This is a genomic window from Longimicrobium sp., assembly GCF_036388275.1.
Classification (GTDB): domain Bacteria; phylum Gemmatimonadota; class Gemmatimonadetes; order Longimicrobiales; family Longimicrobiaceae; genus Longimicrobium.
The window spans coordinates 88,152-112,834 of record NZ_DASVSF010000023.1 but is presented as its reverse complement, the minus strand read 5'-3'; the positions used below and the strand labels follow the sequence as shown (position 1 = coordinate 112,834).

Genomic DNA, 24,683 nt, shown 5'->3' with positions numbered 1-24,683 from the left:
CCGGCTTTTTCATGGGGGGAGAAACAGGGGACACCCCAAGCAGGGGCGCCGCCCATGGCAGACGACTGCGCCAGAGCGTGTAGTCCACGAAGGTGGACATCGTGTGGTCGTTGACGCGAATTCATTCGCCCCAGCGGCGCTCGCTCCGTTCCCCGGATCGTGGGTCCGCCCCGCCCCGGTCGCCTCCGCAGGGCCTGTTCCCTATATTCCGAGGGAGAGCGTTCAAACCCAGGCCCCGACAGAACAAAGGACGGCCGCGTGACATCGGCATCCGAGCAGCCCACGATCGACCCCGCCGCCGCCCGGCGGCTGCTGGACCAGGCCCGCGAGGTGCGCGCCCAGGCCTACGCCCCCTACAGCAACTTCAGCGTCGGCGCGGCGCTGCTGGCCGAGGACGGGCGCGTGTTCACCGGCGTCAACGTCGAGAACGCGTCCTATCCCCTGGGCACCTGCGCCGAGCGCACGGCCATCGGCAACGCCGTCACGCAGGGCGCGCGGCGCTTCGTGGCCATCGCCGTGGTGGGCCCCGAGGACGACGCGGCCTGTGCGCCCTGTGGCGGATGCCGGCAGGTGCTCAACGAGTTCGGCCCCGACATGCCGGTGATCATGCCGGGCGGCGGGCCCGCGGGGGTGCAGATCACCTCCGTGCGGGCGCTGCTTCCCGGGGCGTTCGACCAGGATCGGCTGAACGCCACCCGCGAGGGCCGATGAGCGGCTCTGCTCCCTCCACCGTCGAGCTGATCGAGCGGAAGAAGCGCGGCGGCGAGTTGACGCCGGACGAGATGCGGGGGTTCCTGTCCGGCTACCTGGCGGGCGAGGTGCCCGACTACCAGGTAGCCGCCTGGCTGATGGCGGTGGTGTGGCGCGGGATGACCGAGGCAGAAACGCTGGAGTTCACCCGCGCCATGGTGGACAGTGGCGAAACGCTGGACTGGCCCGGGCTGGACCGCCCCACGGTAGACAAGCACAGCACCGGCGGCGTGGGCGACAAGACGTCCATCGTCCTCGTTCCCCTGATGGCCGCCGCCGGGGCCGCCTTCGTGAAGATGTCGGGGCGGGGGCTGGGGCATACGGGCGGCACCCTCGACAAGTTGGAGGCCATCCCCGGCTTTCGCTGCGAGCTGCCGCTGGACGAAATGCGCGCCCAGGTGCGGCGCATCGGCTGCGCGCTGGTGGGCCAGAGCGGCGAGCTGGTACCGGCCGACAAGAAGCTGTACGCGTTGCGCGACGTGACGGGAACGGTGGACAGCATGCCGCTGATCGCCGGCAGCATCATGTCAAAGAAGCTGGCCGGCGGCGCCCGCAGCATCGTCCTGGACGTGAAGTGGGGCTCCGGCGCCTTCATGCAGACCCTGGACGATGCCCGGGAATTGGCGCGCACGCTGGTGGCCATCGGCAACGGGGCGGGGCGGCGCACCCGGGCCGTGCTGAGCCCCATGCGCCAGCCGCTGGGGCGCACGGTGGGCAACGCGCTGGAAATCCGCGAAGCCATCGACACCCTGCACGGCCGCGGCCCGGCGGATTTGTGGCGGCTGACGCTGGAGCTGGGCGCGCACCTGCTGGAGATGTCGGGTCTGGCGAAGTCCGCGGACGAGGGGCGCTCCGCGCTCACCTGGCTGCGCGACTCGGGGGCGGGGGCGCGCACGCTGCAGACGCTGATCGAGGCGCAGGGCGGCGATCAGCGGGTGGTGGACCAGCCGGACCTCCTCCCGTCGGCTCCGGTGATCCACCCCTACACCACCGACCTCCCCGGCTGGGTGGCCCAGGCGGACGCGCGTACGATCGGCGACGCCGCGCTGGCCCTGGGCGCGGGGCGAAAGACCAAGGCCGACCCGGTGGACCCCGCGGTGGGCATCGTGGTCCGCGCGCGCATCGGCGACCGCGTGGAGGCGGGGCAGCCGCTGGCCGACGTGCACGCACGCTCCGAGTCGGCGGCGCGCGAAGCCATCGAGCGGCTGCGCTCCGCCTTCGTGCTTTCCGTCCGCCCGGCGGAGCCCGTTCCCGACGCCTACGAAACGGTCGGCTGATCCGCGATTCCGGTGGATGAGAGGGGCTGGGCCGAGCCTGACGATGACAAGCTTTGGTGCCGCAGGGAGTTATGCGTGGTGCACCAGACTGGCTCCCTTCCCCCGCGCAGTTTGCGGGGGAAGGGTTGGGGATGGGGGGCGGCCGAGGCATGCGCCGGCCCACGCCGAACGCCACACAGTCCGGGTGGGGGCCCTCAGGGCGGGTTGACGGGGATCAGCAGCACCGCGCCGGTTTCCCCCGTCTCCCGGTGCGTGCCGATGGCGGCGATGTGGCCCTCGTCGTCGATGCCCAGCGCCGCCTCGATCTGCCAGTCCTCGAACTCCCGCATCATCCGCTCGGTGAGATAGTACAGCCGCCCCTCGCCCCAGATCACGCCGTAGGTAGGCTGCGCGGGACGGTCCGGGCGCAGCGCGGAGCCCACGACGAACCCCGAGCTGGCCACGTCGCGCACCACCACGCGCGTCCCGGGGATCACCGGCAGCCCATCCAGGTCGTCGTCGCGCTCCCACACGAACACCGGCTGCAGGTCGTTGTCGAGGATGCTGTCCTGGTCGGCGTCGCGAATGCCGAACCCGGCCACGTGCCCCTCGCTGCTCACCGCCACCGCCTCACTGCGATCGGCGCCAGGCGGAAGGGGCGCTTCGGACCACTCTCCCGCGCGCCACACCCACACGCTGCTGCGCGTGCACCCCGCGCCGCCACAGCCGCTGAAGCCCGTGACCGCCACCTGCCCGTCATCCGCGATGCCGGCCGCGGCGCTGGCCTCGGCGCCCGGCGGCAGCAGCACGGTGTACGAGCCGCTGCGGGCCACGAAGGCACGCAGGTCTGCCTGGGCGCGCCCGCGGGTGCCCGCCACGGTGCCCTCGGCGTTGATGTCCACGAACGTGTGCGGCGCCGGGTCCACGCGCCCCGCGATCCCCGTCGCCCAGCCGTACGTGTCGGCGCCGCAGGAGATTTCTCCCGCCACGTTGCCGCCGGAAATCGCCGTCGCCTCCGAGTCGCACCCGGCCGGCGCGCCCGGGTTCAGCAGGGTCCACCCGCCGCCGTTCCACTGCGCCGCCACCATCCGCCCCCCCACCTCGGCCGCGCCGACGACGACGCGGTTGTCCACGTCCGCGGGGGTAAAGCTGGACGCGCCCGGCGGCACCCCCATCACCTGGAGGTTGTATTCGCCGGGCCGGTGCGGACCGCCGGGATTGTCGCACGCGCCCGCCAGGACTGCGGCGGCAAGCACGGCGGAGAAGCGCGAACGAAGGCGGGTCATGGGATCATCGGGCTGTGGCGGTGCATCGTCTTCCTGGATCATAACGCCGCGCGCCGCGATCCGTCACGTCCGGACGAGAGACGGGCTCACGCGGGGACGCCTCCGCGTGAGCCCATCTTCGAACGAACTCAGGCGCTGGCGGTTTCGCCCGGGCGGTAGTCGTCGCCGATTGCGGAGACGGTGATCAGCAGGGCGCTGTCCTGGTCCGCACGGATGTCGTGCGCCTCGCCGGGGCCAAAGAACAGCACCTGCCCCGCGCCCAGCGTGTACTCCTGCCCGTCGGTGCGAAACCGCAGCCCACCCTCGATCACCTGCAGCGTCATGGGGCTGTCGGCGTGGTGCGTGCCGATCTCGTTGCCTGACTTCATCACGGTGAGCGTAAGGCGAAAGCGGCCGCTCTTGGCCAGCGTGCGCCCCACCCGGCCGCTGCGGCTGTATGGATCCTCGGCGCGCATCGAGGCGATCTGCTCGGCAAGGTCGAAGGCCAGCACGGGTCCCGCGAGGGGGCGGTTGATGGACGACATGGGTTGCTCCGGCTCCGGTCCTGGTTGTGGTCAAAGCTTCGTCGGCCTGACGATGCTCGCTAGAAATACGCCACGAAGCCCGTGTACCACCGGCCCTTGCCACCGTTGCCGGGCCACACGTACTCGATGGATACCGCGTCCTCGAACAGGCTGAGTCCTGCCCCGTACGAGGTGAGCCACCCGTCCGTCTCGCGCGCGCCCAGGCGCGCCAGCGCCGGGGCCGACTCGTCGTTGATGGTGGACCACCCCGCGTCGCCCGAAACGACGAAGGCGGGGCGCAGCGGCGGGAACAGGAACACACCCGCGCGGAACAGCGGCTCGCTGGAGTACGGCGGCAGGTGAAGCAGCATCCGCGCGCGCCCCAGCGCCGCCGTCGTTCCGCCGAACTCGTTGCGCTCGTACCCCCGCAGCCCCTCGATCCCGCCGAAGCGGTACAGGAACTGGGCGGGCGCACGCCCGGCGATGGTCCCCGCGTCCGCCCGCCCGATGGCGGTGACGTACTTCGTCGGGAAGCGCACGGACAGCAGCGCCTGCGCCCGCGTGATGCCGAAGTCGCCGAAGCCCTGGTCGGCGGTGAGCTGCGCGACCAGGCCGCTGCCCACGCCGAAGGAGCCGGTGCCGCGGGCGTAGCGCAGCATCGCCTCCGCCGCCGCATGCGTCCCCGGCTCCGCGGCCGCGACGGACGGAAACTCGCCCGCCGTGCCGAACACGTACGAGTCGGTGTTGAGCGTCACGGAATCGTGCCGCTCCCAGCGCCCGCCCAGGCGCGCCGTCCAGCGGTCGCGCCGGCGCGTGGCGAACGCCTCGGCGCCCAGCGCGTCGTAGTAGTCGCGCACGTCGTACCCGGCCAGCGCGGCGGTCAGCGCGTACCCCAGCTCCCACTGCAGGGGCGGGCGGAACGACGTCATGTCGCGAAGCCGCCGGTAGCCGCCCACGACGGCGCTGTAGCGCGGTCCCAGGGGAACGGTGCCCTGTCCCGGGTGCCAGCGGAACGAGAGCTCGCCCCGCGGCACGCCTTCGCTGAACGCGTAGCCGGCGTGCGCGTACACGTCCCAGTCGCGGCGCTCCGGGTTTCGCGGGGTGATGACGGTGCCGAGGCCCAGGAACGGGCCCTCCACCCGGTTGTAGCGGAACAGGTGCCCGCTCTGCTCGTAGCGCAGGGCCGCCTGCACGCCGCGCGTGCTTTCCGGCGGGCGCACTTGGGCGCGCAGGTCCGCGAAGTCGGCGACGTCCGTGGCGTCGGTGTCGTCGCCCACGCCGCGCCATCCCGCGAACGCACCATCCTCCAGCCGCCACACCAGGCGCGAGCCGCGGGCCTCCGGCATCCATCCCGTGTTCAGGTCGAAGTTGGATAGCACCGTCACCAGCCGCACGGCCGCCGTCCCCCCCAGCAGCGGCGAGCCGATCTGGATCTCGCGCCGCTGGCGCACCGGCAGCCAGTACTGCCCCTCCACCAGCGCGCTCTCCAGCTCGAAGAACAATCCCGTCTCGGTGACCATGAAGCGCCCGCTGTGCTCCACGAACCCGAAGCGGGCGCGGGCGATGGCGGCGCGGTCCACGTCCACGAAGAAGGTTCCCGCCACCACGCGGTGGGTTCCCGCGCGTTCCATCGCGTCGCCGCGGGGCCGCACGCGCACGGGCACCAGGGTCAGCCGTCCCTCCTGCGTGGTGACGCGAACGGTGTCGCCCGTCTCGTACTGGTAGAAGTCGATGCCGCGGAACGAGAACGGGTGGATGGCCTGCGCCAGCGGCGCCCGCGCGTTGGGCGCCGCCGCCAGCGAAAAAACGGTGATGGTGTTGCCGTACAGGTGCGGGATGATCCACGGCGCCTCGAGCAGCGACCCGATGGTGTACGGCGTGGGCGCCAGCAACTTGATCCGGTGCCCGCTGATGGTCTGCTCCACCGCGCCGCTCTCGTTCCAGCGCACCGCACCCGCCACCTCGTCGACGGTCACCGGCAGCTCGGCGGCGTCGGTGGTGTCGGAGGCCAGCGCCAGGTAGATGGCCGCGCGCATGTCGGCGCGGTAGTCGTCCAGCGCGGCGGGCACGGCGCTGCCGGAGCGGATCACGCGGTTCACCAGCTCGCGCGTGCCCGGCGCGTCGAAAATGCTGTCCGTCAGCGGCTCGTTGCCCGGCCCCGGAACCCACGGCGTGGTGTCCAGCGGCCGCACGTCGCCGGGAATGCGAATGCGAACGCTGTCGCGGGGAGCGCGCCCCGAGTCCGCCGGCGCGCCCCTGCGCACGCTGTCGCGCGGCGTGCCGATGCGAAGGGTGTCGCGCTGGGCTGCGACGGAAGGCGCCACGCCCAGAACGAGCGCCGCGCACAGGAACATGCGGAGCTTCATGGAATCCGATACCGATTTCCGTGCACGCCCCCACGGCGTGCTCACTTCGTGAATCGGCAAGCGCCGCGCCACGCCTGGAATCCGGCGGTGAAAGCTGCCCTCGGGCGTGTCGGGAACTCTCCCTACACCCGTTCCCTCTTTCCGGATGCCGCGGCGCGAGATTGTCCACTATCATCCAAGTCATTGCCAAACGGCGGGTTGGGGCGCGGCCAGCGCCGGCCCATGACCTGCGACGGTAAAGGATGCCGATGGATCGAAAGACGGTGCTGGTGGTCGACGATCACGCGCCCACGCGGCAGGCGTACGCCGCGTTCCTGCTGGACTGCGGATACCACGTGCTGGAGGCGGCGCACGGGGGCGAAGCGATTCTTCACATGTACACGCACCGGCCCGACGTGGTGCTGATGGACATCATGATGCCGGGGCTGGATGGGGTAGACACGGCCCTGTCGTTTCGCGAGCGCTGGCCGACTCATCGCATGCCGATCGTGGCGGTAACGGGCTCCCAGTCGGCCATCGAGCAGGAGCGGATGCGCGGCCTGTGCTCGGCGGTGCTCCTCAAGCCCTGCCCCCCCGACGTGATCGCGTCCCACGTGAAGACGCTGGTGGACGCGGCGGCCTGAGATCTGACGCGGGCCGACTGACGCGGGCCGACTGACGAAGCCCTCCCCCGACCGCGTCGGGGGAGGGCTTCGTCATTGATCGTTCATCGCTCAGCCATCCATTCTTACCGGGCGAGGTTGCCCTTCCGCTTCATACGAAGAAAGCGTCGGCCCCGACGAACGATCGGGTGTTCGCGTTTAGCTTGGGAAAATCGGGATGTGTCCACTCGCTCATCGCCTGCAGCGTCTGGGGTAATTGCGTGAGAGCCTCGGCGGGAGCGTCGACGTCCCAGATGTCGACGCAGCAGCCACAGCCCTGATTTTCTGAACAGTACGTCAGGTGCGGACGCCAGCGAGCCAGCCATGCGGTCGCGGCCTCCTGCTCGCCATCGGCACCGACCGAAGCCACGATGGTCGCCCGCACCTGGTTCCTCCGTTGCCTGCGTGGATACTGCTCTACCGAACACGATCAATCGGCGACGCCGGGAGCCAGCATCACCCCGCGGTCGTCGTCGTTTCTTCTGACGTGGATTCGGGCTCGGACTCCACCGGTGCTTCCGTCGGTGCTTCGTCGGCCGATTCCTCCGCCGATGCTTCGGGCGTGGCGCTCGGCGCAACCGGGGCCGTGTCCAGCCCCGTCTCCATCAGCCCGGCGACGAGCTGGGTGAAGCGGACGGGGTCGTGCGGCTCGCTGCCCTCGGCCAGGAGCGACCAGCCCAGCAGCAGCTCGCCGTAGTCGCCCACCACCGCGTCGTTGGGGTTGGCGTCGAAGCGGCGGCGAAGGCCCTGCACCAGCGGGTGCCCCGCGTTCAGCTCCAGGATGCGGCGCTGGCGCACGCCGTCGCGGCCCTGCGAAAGCAGCCGCTCCAGCTGCGGCGAGTAGTCGTGGTCGGAGACGACGAGCACCGCGGGCGACTTCGTCAGGCGGCCGGAAAGCCGGACTTCCTTCACCCACTTCTCCAGGCGCTTCTGAAGGGTGCCCAGGAACGGCTCGAACTCCTTCTTCTGCTCCTCGCCCTCCTCCTTCTTTTCGCCCGCCTCCAGCTCCACCGCACCCTTGCCGGCCGAGCGCAGGCGCTTGCCCTCGTACTCCGTCACCGACTGCACCACCAGCTCGTCGACGGGGTCGGTCAGGTACAGCACCTCCCAGCCGCGGTCGCGGAAGGTTTCCAGCGCGGGCGAGTTCTCGATCTGCTCGCGCGAGGTGCCCGTCAGGTACCAAATGTCGGACTGCCCCTCGGGCATGCGCTCGATGTACTCCTTGAGCGTGGTCAGCGCCTCGGCCTCGCGCGACGAGCCCAGGAGCAGCAACCCCAGCAGCGTGTCGCGGTTCTCGTAGTCGCTGTCCACGCCCTCCTTGACGGCCCGTCCCAGCTCGCGCCAGAAGGTCTCGTACCTGGCCCGGTCGCTCTCCAGCATCTTCTTGAGCGTGTCGAGCACCTTCTTGGTGAGCGCGCGGCGGATCTGCCGGACGTGCCGGTCGCTCTGCAGCATCTCGCGCGACACGTTCAGCGGCAGGTCGGGCGAGTCGACGGCGCCGCGCACCCACCGCAGCCAGCGCGGAAGCAGCTCCTCGCTGTTCTCGCGCACCAGCATCCGCTTGACGTACAGCCGCAGGTTGGGCTTGAACCCGGGGTAGTACATGTCGGTGGCGGCGCGCGACGGCAGGAAGAGCACGGCCTGGTACTCCACCAGCCCCTCGGCGCGGGTGTGGATGGTTTCCAGCGGATCCGACCAGTCGTGCGAGATCTGCTTGTAGAAGTCCGCGTACTCCTCCTGGGTCACCTCCTGCGGGGGGCGCGACCAGATGGGCTTCATGGAGTTGATCGGCTTTTCCGGCTCCGGCGTCTCGCCTTCCGGCACCTCTTCCGGCTTTTCGGCCGGCAGGATGATGGGATAGGTGATGAAGTCGGCGTGCTGCCGGACGATGCGCGAAAGCACCCAGCGGTCGGCGTAGTCCTCAATGCCGTTCTCGCTGTCCACCGCCTTCAGGTGAAGCGTGATGGTGGTGCCCGGTCGGTCGCGCTCGGCCTCGGTAACGGTGAACGAGCCGTCGCCCGCCGACTCCCAGCGCACGGCCTCGCCGGTTCCCGCCTTGCGCGTCACCAGCTCCACGCGGTGGGCCACCATGAACGACGAGTAGAAGCCCACGCCGAACTGGCCGATGAGGTTGGCGGCGCCGTCCTGCTCCTTGAGCTGCTCCAGCGCCTCGCGCGTGCCCGAGCGGGCGATGGTGCCGATGTTCTGCACCACCTCGTCGCGCGTCATGCCGATGCCGTCGTCCTCGATGGTGAGGGTGCGGTTCTCCTTGTCGGGCACCAGGCGAATCTGGGGCTCGTGCCCTTCGGGAAGGAGCTCAGAGTTGGTGAGCGCCTCGAACCGGAGCCGGTCGATGGCGTCGGACGCGTTGGACACCAGCTCGCGGAGGAAGATCTCCTTGTCGGTGTACAGCGAGTGGATCACCAGGTCGAGGAGCCGCTGCACCTCGGCCTGGAAGGCGAACTGCTGGGCCTGCTCGGGCACGCTATCCTCCTGTGGGCTGCGTTCGGATGATGTGTATGTCGATCACGCTCCGCGGCGTCATCAAGCCCGCGGACAGCCTGGGAATTTAATGATCCCGCTGCGGATGCAACAAGTGGCGGAAGGCGATGCCTTACTAGGGGGAGCCGAGCAGCAGCCGGAGAATGCGCGTGTCCCGAGGTGCATCCCACGTAGCATGCGCGACCGCTGATGAGGGGTGCTAGCGTTAGTGGGAGAGTTGGTGTGTGGCAGGTTATTAGCGCGCTGCGGTTGAGAGGTGCGCCGGCACGCGGCCCATCAGAACCCGAGCGACGGCTAGGGTCGGCAGCCGCACAGAGACTGCGGCTGCCTCGGCTGTCGGGTCGCTAGGGCGAGCTACTGCCCCTCGTAGCTGTAGTCGATCGGGCGATAGACGTGGAAGACTGCCTTAAACTTGTACGCCTCGTTGATCTCTCCGAGGCCCCGGTCTCCGACGCTCGGAAGGCCGATCGCGTTCTGGTATGCAACGCGGACGCGATCGTAGCCACGCTTGAATACGGAGGTGCTGTTGTACGCGACTACGATCATCGTGTGATCGAAGTGCCCATTGTTCTCAACGTCCATAAAGATGATATCGCCGGGCTGGACGAGCTTGTAGTCCATGAACTTGGTCGGCGTATCGTACGTCACCAACTGAAAATGCAAGCTCTTGTAGGTCGGCTTATTGTACTTTGCGTATTCGTACAATTTGTGAGCCCCGCCCCAAGCCGGTCCCTTGTCTTGGCACGATTCAAAATACCACTGATAGCTCGCCTTGTATCGCGGATCACGATCGATCTGGAACTCACGACGACGGTTGATGACGGTTCGAGGGTCAGTAGAACCTACGAGTGCCGCCATGATCGCCTGACTCGCGAAATTCGCGCAGTTCCCTCCTTCCTTCTCGTAATTGCAGAAGGGGTTGTGGGTACTTCCCGTCCCGTACGCGCGGTTCCAGTGGGCCCTGGCATACTGAGCGACCAGTGCACGGTTGACGGCGATCTTCCCCGTAGTCCGCTGAAAGCTTGGACTGTCCGGACGCGTAGTCTCGGTTATCGCGTCGCTGCAAGCGCCCGCTAGCGTTAACACGAGAGCGAGCAGGACGAGCGTCCAGCTTCTGGACCATGTCTGGGACATTGGATCTCCTTATCACTACGGAGATGAATTGGTCGTCGGCAAAGCCAACGCCGCCCATGGGATATGGGCAGGGGATAGCGCGCGCGAACGCGCGTATGATTGAAGCAGAAGAAAGGAGGGGACGCACGCGGCCCGAAGGCGACGATACGCTCACTTGCACGGTAAACCGTTGTTCCTTGATTGTCAAGCCCCTGCCAGCGCGCGGGTCATGTGCAACTCCGCCGTGGAATGCCCGTGGGGCCCGCTTCTTCCAATGACCGACGCGCGGCAGCCCGCAACCACTCTGAGCCATTCGGATGATCGACAGCGCGACCATGCAGGCGATCCGCCTTCACCAGCCCGGCTCCGCAGACGCGTTGCGCGTGGAGCAGGTGCCCGTTCCCCAGCCCGGGCCGGGGGAGGCGCTGGTGCGCCTGGGGGCCGCGGGGGTGAACTTCATCGACGTGTACAAGCGCACCGGCCTGTACACGGTGCCGCTCCCCGCCACGCTGGGCGAGGAGGGCGCCGGGACGGTGGTGGCCGTGGGCGAGGCGGCGGCGGAGGTGAGCGTGGGCGACCGCGTGGCGTGGGCCGGCCACATGGGCGCGTACGCCGAGTTTGCCGTGGTGCCGGCCGCCAGGCTGGTGCCGCTTCCCGACGGCGTCAGCACGCGGCTGGGCGCGGCGGTGATGCTGCAGGGGATGACCGCGCACTACCTGGCCGCATCCACCTGGCCGCTGCGCGAGGGCGACGTCTGCGTCGTCCATGCGGCGGCGGGCGGCGTGGGGCTGCTGCTCACCCAGATCGCCAAGCGCCGCGGCGCCATCGTCATCGGCACGGCGGGGAGCGACGAGAAAGCGGAGCTGGCGCGCGGGGCGGGGGCTGACGAGGTGATCGTCTACACGCGGCAGGACTTCGCGGGCGAGGTGGAGCGGCTGACGGACGGGCGCGGCGTGCAGGTGATCTACGACTCCGTGGGGCAGACCACCTTCCTCGCCGGCCTCGACGTGCTGGCGCCGCGGGGGATGATGGTGCTCTTCGGCCAGTCCAGTGGCTCCGTGCTGCCCGTGGACCCGCAGCTGCTGAACCAGAAGGGGTCGCTGTTCCTCACGCGCCCCACCCTGGGGCACTACGTGGCCACGCGCGACGAGCTGCTCTGGCGCGCGGGCGAGCTGTTCGGCTGGATGGCCGCGGGCGAGCTGGATGTACGCATCGGCGCCGAGTTCGCTCTGGCCGACGCGGCGGAGGCGCACCGCGCGCTGGAGGGCCGGCGGACTACGGGGAAGGTGCTTCTGAACGTGAGCGGCGGGGCAGAGTAGCAGGCCCGAGTTCCCGCTGGAACGGCATGCCGCTTGTATCGTGGGCACAAAGGATGTTTATTTAGCAGGGGCACCACGTCGGCGCCCGCGCGTACCTCCCCTGAAGGCGTTCTTCCCATGTGGTCCCGCGCTCGCTCCCTGGGCCTGCTTCTCCTTTCTACAGCCTCGCTGTCGACGGGCCTTTCCGGCTGTGATGCCGCCGCCGAAACCGCCGTCAACGGACTGCGCCCTGGCGCCGTCCCGGGCATCGAGCGCGGCGACAGCGCCGCCGCCGACACCGTCCCGGCCAAGCCGAAGCGGGAGATCGTGCCGGACGTGGAGGTCGTGGTGAACATCCCCAGCGGGCGGCTGGAGCTGTGGGAGGCGGGGAGCGTGGTGCAGACCTACCCGGTTTCCGTGGGATCGGCGAGATATGCCACGCCCGTGGGGGAATACCTGCTGGCGACGGTGATCTGGAACCCCTGGTGGAATCCGCCGCCGGGAAGCGGCTGGGCGCGCAACCGCAAGCCGGAGCCGCCGGGCCCGCGCAATCCCATGGGCCGCGTGAAGCTGCACATGGACGAGCTGATCTACATCCACGGCACAACCTCCGAGGGGCGGCTGGGCGCGCCGGCCTCGCACGGGTGCATCCGGATGTCGAACGCCGACGTGGTAGACCTGGCCAAGCGCCTTCACCGCATCGCCGCGCCCAACGCCGACAGCGCGGAGCTGGAGCGGCTGGCGCGGCCGGGGAAGAACGAGCGGCACACCGTGATGGCGCGGTCCATCCGCATGCGCGTTACCTACCAAGTGGCGAGCCTGCGGGGCGACCGGCTGCACGTCTATCCCAATGTGTACGGCAGGGACGTCGGATTCGCCGCGGCGGTGAAGCGTGAGATGGCGCGCGCGGGGATGGACACCGCGCAGGTGCCGTCGCTGGCGATGGCGCGCCTGCGGCAGGGTGCCGCGCGCGGCGGCGCCTCGTTCGCGCTGGCCGACATCCCCTACCTCCGCCCCGAGCCGCCGCGCCCCGCCGCCGAGAGCGGGCCCGCGCTGCTGGGCACGCCGACGGTGGGCGCCGCAACGCAGCTCGCCGGCGCGTCCGTCCCTGCCCCCGCCGCCGAGGTGGCCGCCCCAGCCACGGATAGCGCTGCCGCCCCCGTCTCCGCGGACGACGAGCCCTGACGGCGCCGGCCAAAGCGCGATTCAGGTCTCCCCCTCCCCTGCGCAGCGGGGGATGGGGGCCGGGGGCGGGGAGCCCTACGGCAGGCTGCCCGCCAGCAGGGCCAGCACGCCCTGAGGATTGTCGGTGTTGATCCAGTGCCCGCCATGCAGCTGGTGAGGGTGCACGCGAGGGTTGGCCGTCCCCGCCGCCTCCACGCGGCGGATCGCCTCGTCATCCAGCGAGTTGCTTTCCGTCGCCTTCACGATGTGGATCTCCACCTCCCCCGGTGGGCGCACCACGGTCTCCCACAGGTCGGTGCGGAAGTAGTCGCGCAGCATCTCTTCGATCACGTCCCAATCCAGGCGCCAGCGGTACGTTCCATCCACCAGCTCCAGGTTGATGGCCATCCACTGCCCCAGCGCCTCGTCGTACCCGGCCCGCGCGATCCCCTCCACCGCTTCGGCGCGCGACGCGAACTCCGGCGGCAGGGCACGGATCACCTCGATCATCCGCCAGGCGCTGCCCTCGGGCTCGCGGACGGAGAGGGTGCTGTCCATCACCCACACCTGCCGCAGCTGGCCCGCCCCGCCGTGGTGCGCCGCGTAGACCAGCGCCACCTTGCCGCCGAACGAGTGCCCCATCACCGCCGTGGCGTCGATCCCCAGGTGCTCCACCAAGCGGTCGACGTCTTCGGCGGTGGCGGCTAGGGTGTGGGGGCCGGGAAAGCCCCTGGAGCCCCCGTGGTTGCGCAGGTCCACCAGCAGCACGCCCCACTCCGGCCGCGCCTCCACCAGCCGCCGCGCGATGGTGCCCCAGTTGCGGCCGCTGCCGTAGATGCCGTGAAGCACCAGCAGCCATCGCGTGGGCGTGGCATCCTTCCCGGTGACGCGAGTGTGCGCGAGAATTGGAATCTGCGGATCGGTCATCGATTTTCGGACCCCTGGACCGTTGTGCGTCGGGCGGACGGGCGTCATTGTACCACGCGCCAGGGCCCTCCGCGACCCTTGATCTTGGGATGCCCTTCCGTTATCTTAGTTCTAAGATAAATGACGAGGCGACGACGATGAGCAACACGAGAACGAAGGAATCGACGGAGCAGGCGCTGAAGCTGTTCGTGGTGCTGTCGCGCGCCCACGGCGCCGTGGCGGCGCACGCGCAGGCCGACATCGCGCGGCACGGGCTGACGCTGATGGAGTTCGGCATTCTGGAGGCGCTGCACCACAAGGGCCCCCTGCTGCTGGGAGAGCTGCAGAAGAAGATCCTGGTGACCAGCGGGGGCGTCACCTACCTGCTGGACCGCCTGGCGGCCAAGGGGCTGGCGGAGCGGCGGCGGTGCGAGCACGACCGGCGCGCCTACTACGCCGCGCTCACCCCCGAGGGCGAGGCGCTGATCACCGAGATCTTTCCCGCCCACGCGGCCGCGCTCGAGGCCGCGCTCGGCGGGCTGACGCCCGAGGAGAAGCAGACCGTTACGGAGCTGCTCCGCAAGCTGGGGCGGCACGCGGCGGAGGCGGAGAAGCCGGCCTAGACAAAATTCGTTTGCACGACTATCTTAGTTCTAAGATTCAAAGCAGTGAAGCAATCGCGGCGGGTCGAACGGCCCGGCCGCCGCGAAAGGAGAGATGGGCCCACGCGACCGAACCAACACAACGAGGACGCTACCATGAGCATCACGACCGAGAGCACCAGCACCACGACCACGTGGCAGATCGACCCGGCGCACACCAACGTCGAGTTCTCGCTGAAGCACCTGATGATCAGCACCGTGCGCGGCCGCTTCGGCGCCGTGAGCGGGACCATCGTGCTGGACGAGACCAATCCCAGCGCCTCCACCGTCACGGCCGAGATCGACACGACCAGCATCGACACGCGCCAGGAGCAGCGCGACGCGCACCTGCGCTCGGCGGACTTCTTCGACGTGGAGAACCATCCCACGCTCAGCTTCCGCAGCGTGAGCGTGACGCCGGCGGGCGACGGCTTCGACGTGGCCGGCGACCTGACCATCCGCGACGTGACGCGCCCGGTGGTGCTTCACGTGACGGACGAGGGCCGCGGCGGCGACCCGTGGGGCGGTGAGCGCGCGGCGTTCAGCGCCACGACCAAGATCGACCGGCGCGACTTCGGGCTCACCTGGAACCAGGCGCTGGAGACCGGTGGCGTACTGGTGAGCAACGACATCAAGATCACGCTCGAGGTGCAGGCCGTGAAGCAGGCGGACTGACCAGGAGCGAGCGCGGAGCTTTCGCCCCTCCCCGGCCCGGGGAGGGGCGCCGGACCGGGAAGGAGGCGACGATGAAGCTGGAGACGCAGGGCTTTCACCACATCACCATGGTTTCGTCCAACGCGCGGCGCACGCTGGAGTTCTACCGCGGCGTGCTGGGGCTGGGGCTTGTGAAGAAGACGGTGAACTTCGACGATCCGGGCGCCTACCACCTGTACTTCGGCGACGAGGGCGGGCGGCCGGGCACCATTCTCACCTTCTTCGAGTGGGGCGATGCGCCCGCGGGCCGTCCCGGCATCGGCGGGGTGCACCACCTGGCGCTGGGGGCGGAGAGCGACGAGGCGCTGCTGAAGTGGAAGCGCCGGCTGACGGACCACGGCGTGCACGTGAGCGGGCCGTACGACCGCGGCTACTTCACCAGCCTGTACTTTCGCGACCCCGACGGGCAGATCCTGGAGATCGCCAGCAAGGGGCCTGGCTACGACATCGACGAGCCGGCGGAGGCGCTGGGCCGGCAGCTGATGATTCCGCCGCAGCGCATCGTCCGCGGCTTTCGCGACGAGGCGTCCATCGCGGCGCTGACGCACCCGGAGCCGGTGCCGGCGATCACCCCCGACATGGCGCTGCAGGGGATTCACCACATCAGCGGCATCACCGACAGCCTGGAGCGCGCGGGCGAGTTCTACGAGGCCGTGCTGGGGCTGAAGATGATCAAGAAGACCACCAACCGCGACGCGCCCGACATGCTGCACTACTTCTGGGGCAGCTACGACGGGAAGACGGTGGCGCCCCACAGCTCGTGGACGCTCTTCGGCTGGCCGTCGCACTACAACCGCGCGCGCGGCGGCGTGGGGCAGACGCACCACGTGGCGTTCCGGGTGCGGGACGACGAGGAGCAGGGGGCCTGGGTGGACCACCTCCGGTCACTGGGCGTGCAGCCGTCGCCGGTGATGGACCGCACGTACTTCAACAGCATCTACTTCCGCGCGCCGGACGGGCTGCTGCTGGAGATCGCCACCGACGGCCCCGGCTTCGGGGTGGACGAGGAGGCGCTGGGGACGGAGCTGAAGCTGCCGGCGTGGCTGGAGCCGGACCGCGACGAGATCGGCGCGGCGCTGGCGCCCCTGGGGTGAGTGGAACAGATGGACGGGTGGGGGTGCGGAGTGCGAGGCAAGTCCTCGGCTCCGCGGGGCCCTCACCCGTCCTCGCTTATGCTCGTCCACCCTCTCCCACAAACAGCGTGGGAGAAGGTGTACACTTCAGACCTGGGAGCGCCTGCAAGTCGTTGTAGCACCACACCTTGTCATCCTGAGGCCCAGGTGCACCGCAGCTGCCCGCACACAAGACCACGCGGGCCGAAGATTCAGCCGCGGACACGTACAACCCCGGGGCACGGCAACCCGGCGCATGCCCCGGGCGCCCCCCATCCCCAGCCCTTCCCCCGCAAACCCCGCGGGGGAAGGGAGCCAGCCCGGTGCGTCACCGTAAATCTCCGCAACTCAATGCCCTGTCATCCAGAGGCCCAGGCGCACCGCACTCGCCCGCAGAGCATCCCTCGCGGGCCGAAGGATCTTGCATGGGGCACGTAACAGCCCGGGCGCGGCAGCGTGCACCGACCCCGACGCCTCGGTGCGTTCCGCTCGGGGCTTCACCTGCACGCACGCCGCGCCTGCCGAGCCATCCGACGCTGCCGAATATCGCGTGCGGGCTGCGGCGACCTCTCGACCCATCCTGAAACCCCTGCCCTGCTAAACCCGTAGCACCCCGAAGTAAACCACTTGGCCACTTGCTGCATCCAATATCCGTTCTGCAGGACCGTGCAGCATCCAGACTCGGGGCAGCGTCCATGAAGCGTATCCAGACCACCATCGCGGCCCTGCTCGCCGCGGGCGTGCTTGCATCACCCGTCGCCGCGCAGGACGCACACCCCTCGGGCACGCCGAGCGTGTCGGCCCACCGTGCCGCAGGCATCGTGCTCGACGGGAAGCTCAGCGAGGACGTGTGGAAGACGCCCGCGCCGGCCACGGACTTCCGCCAATTGGAGCCCAACGAGGGGCAGCCCGCCACGCAGCGCACCGAGGTGCGCTTCGCCTACGACGAGGCCGCGCTGTACGTGGGTGCGCGGATGTACGACTCGCTGGGCGCCGCCGGCGTGCGCAGGCAGCTCACGCGGCGCGACCAGAACGTGGATAGCGATTACATCCAACTGGTGTTCGACACCTTCCACGACCACGCCGGCCGCACGGTGCTGCAGGTGAACCCGTCGGGCGTCAAGTACGATGCGGGCCAGGCCTCCGCCAACGCCGACCCCTCGTGGGACCCGGTGTGGGTGGCCGAGACGCACATCGATTCGCTGGGATGGACGGCGGAAATGCGCATCCCCTGGAGCCAGCTGCGCTTTTCCAGCGCCGTCGAGCAGACGTGGGGAATGCAGATCTGGCGGCAGGCGCAGCGGCTGAACGAAACGTCGATGTGGTCGTTCTGGGGCAGCAAGGAAACGGGCGGTCCGCCGCGCTTCGGGCACCTGGCCGGCATTCGCGTGGAAAGCCGTCCGCGCGGGCTGGAGATCATGCCGTACGCGGTCAGCCGGGCGTCGTACGTTACGCCCACGCAGCCGGGCAGCCCCTTCCAGCACGAGCGCGAGTACGATACCCGCATCGGCGCCGACGTGCGGGCGCTGCTGGGCTCCAACCTTACGCTGTCGGCCACCATCAACCCCGACTTCGGGCAGGTGGAGCAGGACCCGGCCGTGGTGAACCTGAGCGCGTTCGAAAGCTACTTCGAAGAGAAGCGCCCCTTCTTCGTGGAGGGAAGCGGCCTGCTCAGCTTTGGCGGGCTCAACTGCTTCACGTGCAGCAACGTCAGCGGGATGTCGCTGTTCTACTCGCGCCGCATCGGCCGGTCGCCGCAGGGCGGGCTGCCGGAGGAGTACGAGTACGAGGACCGGCCCGCCAACGCCCGGCTGATCGGCGCCGCCAAGCTCACCGGGCGCACGGCGGGCGGATGGCAGATCGGCGCGTTGGAGGCGGTGACGGCGCGCGAGGTGTCGCGCGTGCGCAACCTCACCGGACCCGTGGCGGAGCACACGGTGGAGCCGATGACCAACTACTTCATGGGCCGCGTGCGCCGCACCACCGCGGGCGGCGCCCGCACCTGGGGGCTGATGGCCACCTCCGTGGTCCGCCGCTTCGGCGAGGGCGACGGCCTTCTGCGCAACCAGCTTCCCGCGCACGCCGAGGCCCTGGGCGCCGACTGGAACCTGTACTGGAAGAACCAGACGTACCGGCTGATGGGCAACGTGGCCCTGAGCAACGTCATGGGCGACTCGCTCGCCATCGACCGGCTGCAGCGCTCGTCCGCGCGCTACTTCAACCGGCCGGACCGCGGGCAGGGCTCGAACGGGGTGTTCAGCGACCGGTACGAAACCGGCGCCACCGCGCTGCGCGGCTTCGGCGGATACGCGCGGCTGAGCAAGGAGAGCGGCGACTGGCTGTGGGAATCGTCGGTCAACTACCGCAGCCCGGGGTTCGAGGTGAACGACATGGCGTTCCTCACCCAGGCCGACTACGTGTGGATGCACGGCAACGTGCTGCGGCAGTGGACCCAGCCGGGCAGCTGGTACCGGAACGCGGTGGTGGGCGCGGGCGGGCAGAACCAGGTGAACTTCGACGGCGACCGCACCGACGCGCAGGTGCACGCGTTCGTCAGCGGCACCTTCCACAACTACTGGGAGGCGGGGCTCTACGGACATTATAGGCCCGAGGTGTACTCCGACCGCGCCACCCGCGGGGGCGCCGTGGTCCGCCGTGCGGCCAGCTGGTTCATGGGCCCGCGGATGAGCACCGACTCGCGCAAGCCGGTTGTGCTGTCCATGAACCCCGGCTTCGGCGGGTCGGCCGATGGGGGAAGCTTCGTGGAGGCGAACGCCAGCCTTCGCTTCAAGCCCAGCACCAACGTGCAGCTCACCCTGTCGCCGGCGTACAACTACAGCGACAGCCGGGCCGCCTACGTCCGCCAGTTCACGGACCCGACGGCGACGGCCATGTTCGGCCGGCGCGCCGTGTTCGCCGACCTGGAGCAGCACACCGTGTCGATGAGCACGCGCCTGAACTGGACGTTCTCGCCCACGCTGTCGCTGGAGTTGTATGCGCAGCCGTTCGTGGCCGCGGGCGACTACCGCAACTTCAAGGAGTTCGAGCGGCCGCGCAGCCTGGACCGGCGCACCTTCACCGACACGGAGCTGTCCGTAGCCGCCACGCGCGCCGACGGCACCCCGGGCACGTATCGCCTGGACACCGACGGCGACCCGGCGGCGGACCAGGACTTTCGCTTCGACAACCCGGACTTCAACGTGCGCTCGCTGCGCGGAAACGCCGTGCTGCGGTGGGAGTACCGGCCAGGAAGCACGCTCTTCCTGGTGTGGCAGCAGCAGCGTTCGGATGGGCAGGCGTACGGCGACTTCGAGTTCGGCCGCGACGCCAACGGGATCTTCGACTCCAAGCCCGACAATGTGCTGGTGATCAAAGCCACGTACTGGATCGGCCGCTGATTACTGCATTTCACGCAGAGGACGCAGAGAACTGAAGAGGACGCAGAGAAAAGAAGGTGTTTTTCTCTGCGTCCTCTCTTTTGTCCCTGCGTCCTCTGCGTGAAACTAGGACAGTCGGTCGTGTTCCACGTGAAACGCGCGCGCGTCCAGCCATCCTGGCGGCAGATCCCCCACCTCGTCCACGTCCGTCAGGGGCTCCAGCAGGGCGGGGATGATGCCCAACGCTTCCAGTCGCTGCAGCGTGGCCTGGAGGACGCCCGGCGTGCTCCAGGCGATCCCCTCGAAGATGCCCTCCACCAGCCGCGTGAGTCCCAGCAGGTAGTATCCCCCGTCCCGCGCGGGTCCGATCACGGCCGGGTGATCGGCTAGCAGGGCGATCGCCTGGCGCAGCAGGTCGGTCCGTATCTCCGGCAGGTCCGACCCGATGATGATGACGCGCCGATGTCCATCCGCGAATGCCTGGGCAAAGGCGTCGCGCATCCGCCCGCCCAGGTCGCCATCGGCCTGGGGTAGCAGCGCGGGCCCATCCCCCAGCCATGCGCGAACGGCCGCCTCCGCGTCCGCCGGGGTGAAGTGCACCCGCACCTCCGCGCCCGCGACGGCCAGGGCCTCGCGAACCGTGTGCTCGGCCAGGCGGCGGTACACGCCGAGCGCCGCGTCGGCGCCGATGGAGGCGGCCAGGCGCGTCTTCACCCGGCCCGCTTCGGGGGCGCGCACGAACACCAGGACCGCCGCCCGCGCGTGTGGAATGTCCTGTGCAGACACGCAGGGCCTTGCAGCGTGGCGGGAACCTCGATCACTCACTTGGAATGCCGAATTCAGAAGCGGGGCAGGGCACGCGCACGGCGGCCGTCGCCATGGTCAGCGCGGGCCTGGTGGGCCTCGCATGGATGGTGGAAGCCTCTGCCCGGCAGAACCGCACGCGCATGATGCACCGGCGGATGGTGGAGCTGGCGCTGAACGCACTGAGCGCCGGCGATCCCGTGACCGCACGCCACAGCCGCCGCGTCGCCGATCTCAGCTATGCGCTGGGGCAGGCCTGCCGGATGGCGCGCCGCGATCTGCCTACGCTTCGCGTCGCCGCGCTGCTTCACGACATGGGCAAGATCGACGACCGCTTCTTTCACATCGTGCACTCGCGCAAGCGGCTGAGCAAGAAGGAACGCTCCGAGATCAAGTCTCATCCGCACGAGAGCGCCCATATCCTGGCGCCGCTGGAGCCCGAGCATCCGGGGATCCGCGCCATCGTCTCCTCGCACCACGAGTGCTGGAACGGCAGCGGCTATCCGTGCGGGCTGAAAGGTGACGAGATTCCGCTGGGGGCCCGCATCATCGCCCTGGCCGACGCCTTCGACGCCATGACCCAGCCGCGGAAGTACCGCGACGCCATGCCGCTGGAAGACGCGCTCGAGGAGTTGAGGAAGGGCGCTGGCTCGCAGTTCGATCCCGGCCTGGTGGATCTGGTCCACACCCCCGCCGTGCGGGAGCGCTGGAACGACGTTGCCGAGCGCGACCTGTTCGCGGAGCGCAACGCGGCGTCCGGCGTAACCGAGTAGCCGCAACCCCTCGGTCAGATGCCACCCGCCGAGGCCCTCTGGTAGGTGGCGACCGCTGCCGCGCCCAAGTTTGTACGCATCCGCGGTTAGATCCTTCGGCCCGCGAAGCTTGTGCTATGGGCCGGCTCGGCGCGCCTGGGCCTCATCAGGATGACAGCTGGAGGTGAGCATAGGTGTGGGTAGCGCTCCACACTGGCTCCCTTCCCCCGCGCAGTTTGCGGGGGAAGGGTTGGGGATGGGGGAGCCGGCCCGAGCGCCGGGCCTGCCTGTCCGCACCCAGCCCTGAAGTACCCCCCGCGGTCTAAAGCCCCGTAGGATGGTGAATGAACGACCATTCAATGCCGAACTCCGCCTCCAGGTGTCGCGCCAGGGCCTTCACCCCCCATGTCTCCGTCGCGTAGTGGCCACCCAGCAGCAGGTTCACGCCTCCCTCCTCCGCGTCGAAGAAGTTGTGGTGCGCCCCCTCGCCGGTGATGAACGCATCTAATCCCAGCGCCGCCGCGTCCCCTACGCTCCCTCCCGCTCCGCCCGTAATCACCCCCACGCGACGGACCAACTCCGGGCCGCCGGGCGCCACCGTGACCGGGCCCTCCAGCAGCGCGACGAGCCGCGCCGAGAGTTCGTCACGGTGAATGGCCTCGATCGTTCCCCAGACGCCCACCTGAATGCCCTTGAAGTCGCCCATGCCGCCCTGGATGTCGATGCCCAGCTCGCGGGCCAGCACGGCGTTGTTGCCGACGTCGGGATGCACGTCCAGCGGCAGGTGCGACGAGTAGAGAGGCAGGTCGGCGTCGAAGAGCGCCTTCAGCCGGGCGTAGCGACGGCCGGTGACGGTGCGATTTCCATCCCAGAAGAGGCCGTGGTGCACGATCAGCAGGTCGGCCCCGCCGGTGATGGCGCGCTCGATGGTGGCCTGCGCGGCGTCGACGGCAACGGCGATTCGCCGTACCTCCGTGCGGCGCGAATCTACCTGCAGCCCGTTCAGAGCGTTCGGATAGTCGGGTACGTCCGTGGCCCGAAGGTACCGGTCCAGGTAGGTGACGAGGGCGCGAAGCTCCACGTTGGGAACGGGTTGTGGGCCTTCCCACAAAAATGTGGAAAACCCCGGTGGAAAACGGGGCACCCTGCCTGTGGAAAACAGGCAAGCCGTTGCGGCGCAACGGCTTGAACCTGTTCGGCGTGGATGTGGATAAACCTTACGCCTCTGTGGAGTTCTCTTCCCTGGTGCCCGGCGGAAGCGCCGCCATCTGGCCCTGGTCCAGCATCTGGATCTGGCCGTTGAAGCGCGCTCCCTCTTCCAGTTGCAGGTGCTGCGCGGGGGCGCGAATCTGCCCCTCGATGTCGCTGGTGGCCTGCAGCTCCAGACGGCTCTCGGCCACCAGGGTGCCGCGCAGCCGCCCACCGATCACCGCATCCTGGGTGATCACCTCGCCGACCACCTCGCCGCTCTTTCCGATGATCACGGCCTTGCCGGCGCGCACGGTGCCCTCGATGCGGCCCTCTACGCGCACGGTGCCCTCGGTCACCAGGTCGCCCGTGATGCTCATGCCGGGCCCGATGATGGACATCGACCCCTCTCCCGCCGCCGCACGTGCCGCGACCGTGCGATCGTCCGCGCCCTTCCGTCCCAGCATTCGGCTACTGTGTGTTCGGGTTGTGGATCATCGTAACGGGGTCTACCGGCTGCCCGTTCCGGCGAATCTCGAAATGGAGGTGCGGCGCGCTGGAGACGCCCGTGCTGCCACTGAGCGCAATCACCTCGCCCGCAGGCACCCGTTGCCGCGCCCTCACCAGCAGTTCCGACGCGTGCGCGTACAGCGACTCGTACCCGCCGGGATGCGCGATGCGCACGTAGCGGCCGTACACGCTGTCTTCGCCCACCTCCGACACCACGCCGGAGCCCGACGCCAGGATGCGCGACCCCGAGGCCACCGCGATGTCCATGCCGGGGTGCAGCCCGCCGCGCGTGCGCCGCTGCCCGCGCGTGACGTAGCCGCGCGCCGCCAGCGGCCAGCGGCGGGGCAGGGAAGCGCGTGACGCCGCCGTGGCTGGGTCGCCCTCCCCGGCCGAGTCGCCTGAGGCAGTATCGGCCGCGGGCGCCGCGGAGCCGGCATCCTCCACCCGCGGCAGCGCCATGGAGTCGGCCCCCAGCATGCCCCGCACCTTGGCGTACTCGGTGCTGATCTCCTGCAGCTGCTTCGACAGCTGCTGCATCTGCACGCGGTCGCGCCTGAGCTCGCGCACCTCGGTACGCAGCCCCGGCACCCGCGCCGCCTGCCCCGCAAGCCAGAACCACGACCCCGCCATCATCAGCAGCACGAACGCGGTGACGCCCGCGCCAACCCCCAGCCGCCTCAGCCGACGGTAGGTCAGCTCAAAGGTGCGGGTGTTGTCGCGGTCGTTGGGAACCACGATGACCGTCATCCGGCGTTCGTCCGGCATTTTGAACTGCAGTGCGTGAGTGCGAGGTGCGTTAGTGCGTGAGTGGGCCCGGTGCGTGGGCCAAGTGCGGAGCTCCAGGCGCGGTGCCGTTCACTTCCGCACTCACGCACTACCGCACTCACGCACTATCTCGTTCTGTCCTGCCCGAGCAGCTTCTCCATCAGTCCCTGAAAGTCGTCGACGTTCAGGAACGGGATCTCGATCCGTCCGGAGGTGCCATGCTGGTGGATACGTACCCGCGTGCCGAGCTCCCGTTGCAGCTCCGCCTCCAGGCGGCGGACCTCGGCGTCGCCGCCGGTGGCGCGCGCGGGAGGCTCGGCGGCCTTGCCCTTGCCGGCAGGGCGCCGCGTGCGGACCCGGTCTTCCACGGCGCGCACCGTCATCCCCGTGTCGGCTGCCTGGCGCGCGAGGTCCGCCATCTCGCGCTCGTCCTCCAGCCCCAGCAGCGCCCGTGCGTGGCCCATGGAAAGCGCGCCCTCGTTCACCAGCCGCTGCACCGAGGCGGGCAGCGCCAGCAGGCGCAGCAGGTTGGCGACGGTGGACCGCTCGCGCCCCACGCTCTCGGCCACCTCGGCCTGGGTGAAGCTGAACTCGTCCATCAGCCGGCGATACGCCGCGGCCTCTTCCAGCGGCGACAGGTCGGCGCGCTGAACGTTCTCGACGATCGCCACCACCAGCATGGCGCGGTCGTCCAGCTCGCGGACCACCACCGGCACCTCGGTCCACCCCAGGCGGCGGACGGCCCGCCAGCGGCGCTCGCCCGCCACCAGCTCCCACGCCGCCCCGTCCGGCGCATCAGCGCTGGCGCGGCGAACCACCAGCGGCTGCAGCAGCCCGTTCTGCCGGATGGACTCTTCCAGCTCCGACAGCTGCTCGGGGGTGAACTCCCGGCGCGGCTGAAACGGATTGGGGGTAATGTGCGAGGTGGGAACCGAGCTGGGCTGCTCGACCACCTCGGCCGGCGGCTCGTCGGTGTACTCGCCCATCAGGGCGCTCAGGCCGCGGCCCAGCCGGGCCTTCTTTGCCATCGCCATG

General features: G+C 69.5%; 22 protein-coding genes. 10 read left to right on the top strand and 12 right to left on the bottom strand.

Annotated elements, in window-relative coordinates:
* Positions 1 to 258 precede the first annotated feature (258 nt).
* The gene (gene cdd / locus VF632_RS07375) at positions 259 to 711 is read left to right on the top strand and encodes a cytidine deaminase (protein ID WP_331022225.1); all 453 of its coding nucleotides are present in this window, start codon (positions 259 to 261) and stop codon (positions 709 to 711) included.
* Positions 708 to 2,027 carry a thymidine phosphorylase gene (locus tag VF632_RS07370; protein WP_331022224.1) on the top strand — a complete coding sequence of 440 codons (1,320 nt, stop codon included), beginning with the start codon at positions 708 to 710 and terminating at the stop codon, positions 2,025 to 2,027. Before cdd ends, VF632_RS07370 begins: the two co-directional genes overlap by 4 nt.
* A gap of 194 nt (positions 2,028 to 2,221) precedes the next feature.
* Here VF632_RS07370 and VF632_RS07365 read toward each other — a convergent pair whose 3' ends face one another.
* The 3 genes from VF632_RS07365 to VF632_RS07355 form a co-directional block, all read right to left on the bottom strand.
* Positions 2,222 to 3,292, bottom strand: a complete 1,071-nt coding sequence (locus VF632_RS07365) for a hypothetical protein (RefSeq protein WP_331022223.1) — start codon at positions 3,290 to 3,292, stop codon at positions 2,222 to 2,224.
* Positions 3,293 to 3,420: 128 nt separating this feature from the next.
* Positions 3,421 to 3,816 carry a cupin domain-containing protein gene (locus VF632_RS07360; RefSeq protein ID WP_331022222.1) on the bottom strand — a complete coding sequence of 132 codons (396 nt, stop codon included), beginning with the start codon at positions 3,814 to 3,816 and terminating at the stop codon, positions 3,421 to 3,423.
* A 59-nt stretch (positions 3,817 to 3,875) separates the two neighbouring features.
* Positions 3,876 to 6,161: a hypothetical protein gene (locus VF632_RS07355; RefSeq protein ID WP_331022221.1), complete on the bottom strand. Its 2,286-nt coding sequence runs from the start codon at positions 6,159 to 6,161 to the stop codon at positions 3,876 to 3,878.
* Between the two features lie 248 nt (positions 6,162 to 6,409).
* Here VF632_RS07355 and VF632_RS07350 point away from each other — a divergent pair, with 248 nt between their 5' ends.
* Positions 6,410 to 6,784: a response regulator gene (locus VF632_RS07350; protein WP_331022220.1), complete on the top strand. Its 375-nt coding sequence runs from the start codon at positions 6,410 to 6,412 to the stop codon at positions 6,782 to 6,784.
* 130 nt (positions 6,785 to 6,914) lie between these two features.
* On the opposite strand, the gene VF632_RS07345 is transcribed toward VF632_RS07350, so the two are convergent.
* From VF632_RS07345 to VF632_RS07335, 3 genes are all read right to left on the bottom strand, one after another.
* Positions 6,915 to 7,187 carry a hypothetical protein gene (locus VF632_RS07345; protein WP_331022219.1) on the bottom strand — a complete coding sequence of 91 codons (273 nt, stop codon included), beginning with the start codon at positions 7,185 to 7,187 and terminating at the stop codon, positions 6,915 to 6,917.
* A 71-nt stretch (positions 7,188 to 7,258) separates the two neighbouring features.
* Positions 7,259 to 9,286, bottom strand: a complete 2,028-nt coding sequence (htpG, locus tag VF632_RS07340; protein ID WP_331022218.1) for a molecular chaperone HtpG — start codon at positions 9,284 to 9,286, stop codon at positions 7,259 to 7,261.
* A 372-nt stretch (positions 9,287 to 9,658) separates the two neighbouring features.
* The gene (locus VF632_RS07335) at positions 9,659 to 10,438 is read right to left on the bottom strand and encodes an amidase domain-containing protein (protein ID WP_331022217.1); all 780 of its coding nucleotides are present in this window, start codon (positions 10,436 to 10,438) and stop codon (positions 9,659 to 9,661) included.
* Between the two features lie 314 nt (positions 10,439 to 10,752).
* Here VF632_RS07335 and VF632_RS07330 point away from each other — a divergent pair, with 314 nt between their 5' ends.
* Together VF632_RS07330 and VF632_RS07325 are read left to right on the top strand one after the other, a co-directional pair.
* Positions 10,753 to 11,736 (top strand): quinone oxidoreductase, encoded by a 984-nt coding sequence (locus VF632_RS07330; RefSeq protein WP_349263980.1) that lies wholly within the window; start codon positions 10,753 to 10,755, stop codon positions 11,734 to 11,736.
* A 117-nt stretch (positions 11,737 to 11,853) separates the two neighbouring features.
* Positions 11,854 to 12,900 (top strand): L,D-transpeptidase, encoded by a 1,047-nt coding sequence (locus VF632_RS07325; RefSeq protein ID WP_331022215.1) that lies wholly within the window; start codon positions 11,854 to 11,856, stop codon positions 12,898 to 12,900.
* A 75-nt stretch (positions 12,901 to 12,975) separates the two neighbouring features.
* Here the strand turns inward: VF632_RS07325 and VF632_RS07320 are convergent, their stop codons facing one another.
* On the bottom strand, positions 12,976 to 13,806 hold the full coding sequence (locus tag VF632_RS07320) for an alpha/beta hydrolase (RefSeq protein ID WP_331022214.1): 831 nt from the start codon (positions 13,804 to 13,806) through the stop codon (positions 12,976 to 12,978).
* Between the two features lie 137 nt (positions 13,807 to 13,943).
* Between VF632_RS07320 and VF632_RS07315 the strand changes: the two genes are divergently transcribed.
* From VF632_RS07315 to VF632_RS07300, 4 genes are all read left to right on the top strand, one after another.
* Entirely contained in the window at positions 13,944 to 14,408 is a 465-nt protein-coding gene (locus tag VF632_RS07315; protein ID WP_331022213.1) for a MarR family transcriptional regulator, read from the top strand.
* 135 nt (positions 14,409 to 14,543) lie between these two features.
* Positions 14,544 to 15,101 (top strand): YceI family protein, encoded by a 558-nt coding sequence (locus VF632_RS07310; protein WP_331022212.1) that lies wholly within the window; start codon positions 14,544 to 14,546, stop codon positions 15,099 to 15,101.
* 71 nt (positions 15,102 to 15,172) lie between these two features.
* Positions 15,173 to 16,234: a VOC family protein gene (locus VF632_RS07305; RefSeq protein ID WP_331022211.1), complete on the top strand. Its 1,062-nt coding sequence runs from the start codon at positions 15,173 to 15,175 to the stop codon at positions 16,232 to 16,234.
* Between the two features lie 713 nt (positions 16,235 to 16,947).
* Positions 16,948 to 19,650, top strand: coding sequence for a DUF5916 domain-containing protein (locus VF632_RS07300; protein ID WP_331022210.1), 2,703 nt, complete (start codon positions 16,948 to 16,950; stop codon positions 19,648 to 19,650).
* Between the two features lie 105 nt (positions 19,651 to 19,755).
* On the opposite strand, the gene VF632_RS07295 is transcribed toward VF632_RS07300, so the two are convergent.
* Positions 19,756 to 20,415 (bottom strand): TIGR04282 family arsenosugar biosynthesis glycosyltransferase, encoded by a 660-nt coding sequence (locus VF632_RS07295; RefSeq protein ID WP_331022209.1) that lies wholly within the window; start codon positions 20,413 to 20,415, stop codon positions 19,756 to 19,758.
* A 44-nt stretch (positions 20,416 to 20,459) separates the two neighbouring features.
* On the opposite strand from VF632_RS07295, the gene VF632_RS07290 reads away from it, so the two are divergent.
* Positions 20,460 to 21,206 (top strand): HD-GYP domain-containing protein, encoded by a 747-nt coding sequence (locus VF632_RS07290; protein WP_331022208.1) that lies wholly within the window; start codon positions 20,460 to 20,462, stop codon positions 21,204 to 21,206.
* Positions 21,207 to 21,507: 301 nt separating this feature from the next.
* Here the strand turns inward: VF632_RS07290 and VF632_RS07285 are convergent, their stop codons facing one another.
* The 4 genes from VF632_RS07285 to VF632_RS07270 all read right to left on the bottom strand — a co-directional run bounded on the left by VF632_RS07285 (position 21,508) and on the right by VF632_RS07270 (position 24,682).
* On the bottom strand, positions 21,508 to 22,266 hold the full coding sequence (locus VF632_RS07285; RefSeq protein WP_331022207.1) for a Nif3-like dinuclear metal center hexameric protein: 759 nt from the start codon (positions 22,264 to 22,266) through the stop codon (positions 21,508 to 21,510).
* Between the two features lie 136 nt (positions 22,267 to 22,402).
* Complete coding sequence (locus VF632_RS07280; protein ID WP_331022206.1) at positions 22,403 to 22,840, bottom strand: polymer-forming cytoskeletal protein; 438 nt, start codon at positions 22,838 to 22,840, stop codon at positions 22,403 to 22,405.
* A gap of 4 nt (positions 22,841 to 22,844) precedes the next feature.
* A complete protein-coding gene (locus VF632_RS07275; RefSeq protein WP_331022205.1) occupies positions 22,845 to 23,648 on the bottom strand; it encodes a M23 family metallopeptidase in 804 nt (267 codons plus the stop codon).
* A gap of 125 nt (positions 23,649 to 23,773) precedes the next feature.
* Entirely contained in the window at positions 23,774 to 24,682 is a 909-nt protein-coding gene (locus VF632_RS07270; RefSeq protein WP_331022204.1) for a ParB/RepB/Spo0J family partition protein, read from the bottom strand.
* Position 24,683: the final 1 nt, after the last annotated feature.

Excerpts from the sequence above, each read along its gene's own strand:
- VF632_RS07370 (WP_331022224.1), top strand. The coding sequence starts at position 708 with ATGAGCGGCTCTGCTCCCTCCACCGTCGAGCTGATCGAGCGGAAGAAG.
- VF632_RS07365 (WP_331022223.1), bottom strand. The coding sequence starts at position 3,292 with ATGACCCGCCTTCGTTCGCGCTTCTCCGCCGTGCTTGCCGCCGCAGTC.
- VF632_RS07360 (WP_331022222.1), bottom strand. The coding sequence starts at position 3,816 with ATGTCGTCCATCAACCGCCCCCTCGCGGGACCCGTGCTGGCCTTCGAC.
- VF632_RS07355 (WP_331022221.1), bottom strand. The coding sequence starts at position 6,161 with ATGAAGCTCCGCATGTTCCTGTGCGCGGCGCTCGTTCTGGGCGTGGCG.
- VF632_RS07350 (WP_331022220.1), top strand. The coding sequence starts at position 6,410 with ATGGATCGAAAGACGGTGCTGGTGGTCGACGATCACGCGCCCACGCGG.
- VF632_RS07335 (WP_331022217.1), bottom strand. The coding sequence starts at position 10,438 with ATGTCCCAGACATGGTCCAGAAGCTGGACGCTCGTCCTGCTCGCTCTC.
- VF632_RS07330 (WP_349263980.1), top strand. The coding sequence starts at position 10,753 with ATGCAGGCGATCCGCCTTCACCAGCCCGGCTCCGCAGACGCGTTGCGC.
- VF632_RS07325 (WP_331022215.1), top strand. The coding sequence starts at position 11,854 with ATGTGGTCCCGCGCTCGCTCCCTGGGCCTGCTTCTCCTTTCTACAGCC.
- VF632_RS07320 (WP_331022214.1), bottom strand. The coding sequence starts at position 13,806 with ATGACCGATCCGCAGATTCCAATTCTCGCGCACACTCGCGTCACCGGG.
- VF632_RS07315 (WP_331022213.1), top strand. The coding sequence starts at position 13,944 with ATGAGCAACACGAGAACGAAGGAATCGACGGAGCAGGCGCTGAAGCTG.
- VF632_RS07310 (WP_331022212.1), top strand. The coding sequence starts at position 14,544 with ATGAGCATCACGACCGAGAGCACCAGCACCACGACCACGTGGCAGATC.
- VF632_RS07305 (WP_331022211.1), top strand. The coding sequence starts at position 15,173 with ATGAAGCTGGAGACGCAGGGCTTTCACCACATCACCATGGTTTCGTCC.
- VF632_RS07300 (WP_331022210.1), top strand. The coding sequence starts at position 16,948 with ATGAAGCGTATCCAGACCACCATCGCGGCCCTGCTCGCCGCGGGCGTG.
- VF632_RS07290 (WP_331022208.1), top strand. The coding sequence starts at position 20,460 with ATGCCGAATTCAGAAGCGGGGCAGGGCACGCGCACGGCGGCCGTCGCC.
- VF632_RS07280 (WP_331022206.1), bottom strand. The coding sequence starts at position 22,840 with ATGCTGGGACGGAAGGGCGCGGACGATCGCACGGTCGCGGCACGTGCG.
- VF632_RS07275 (WP_331022205.1), bottom strand. The coding sequence starts at position 23,648 with ATGCCGGACGAACGCCGGATGACGGTCATCGTGGTTCCCAACGACCGC.
- VF632_RS07270 (WP_331022204.1), bottom strand. The coding sequence starts at position 24,682 with ATGGCGATGGCAAAGAAGGCCCGGCTGGGCCGCGGCCTGAGCGCCCTG.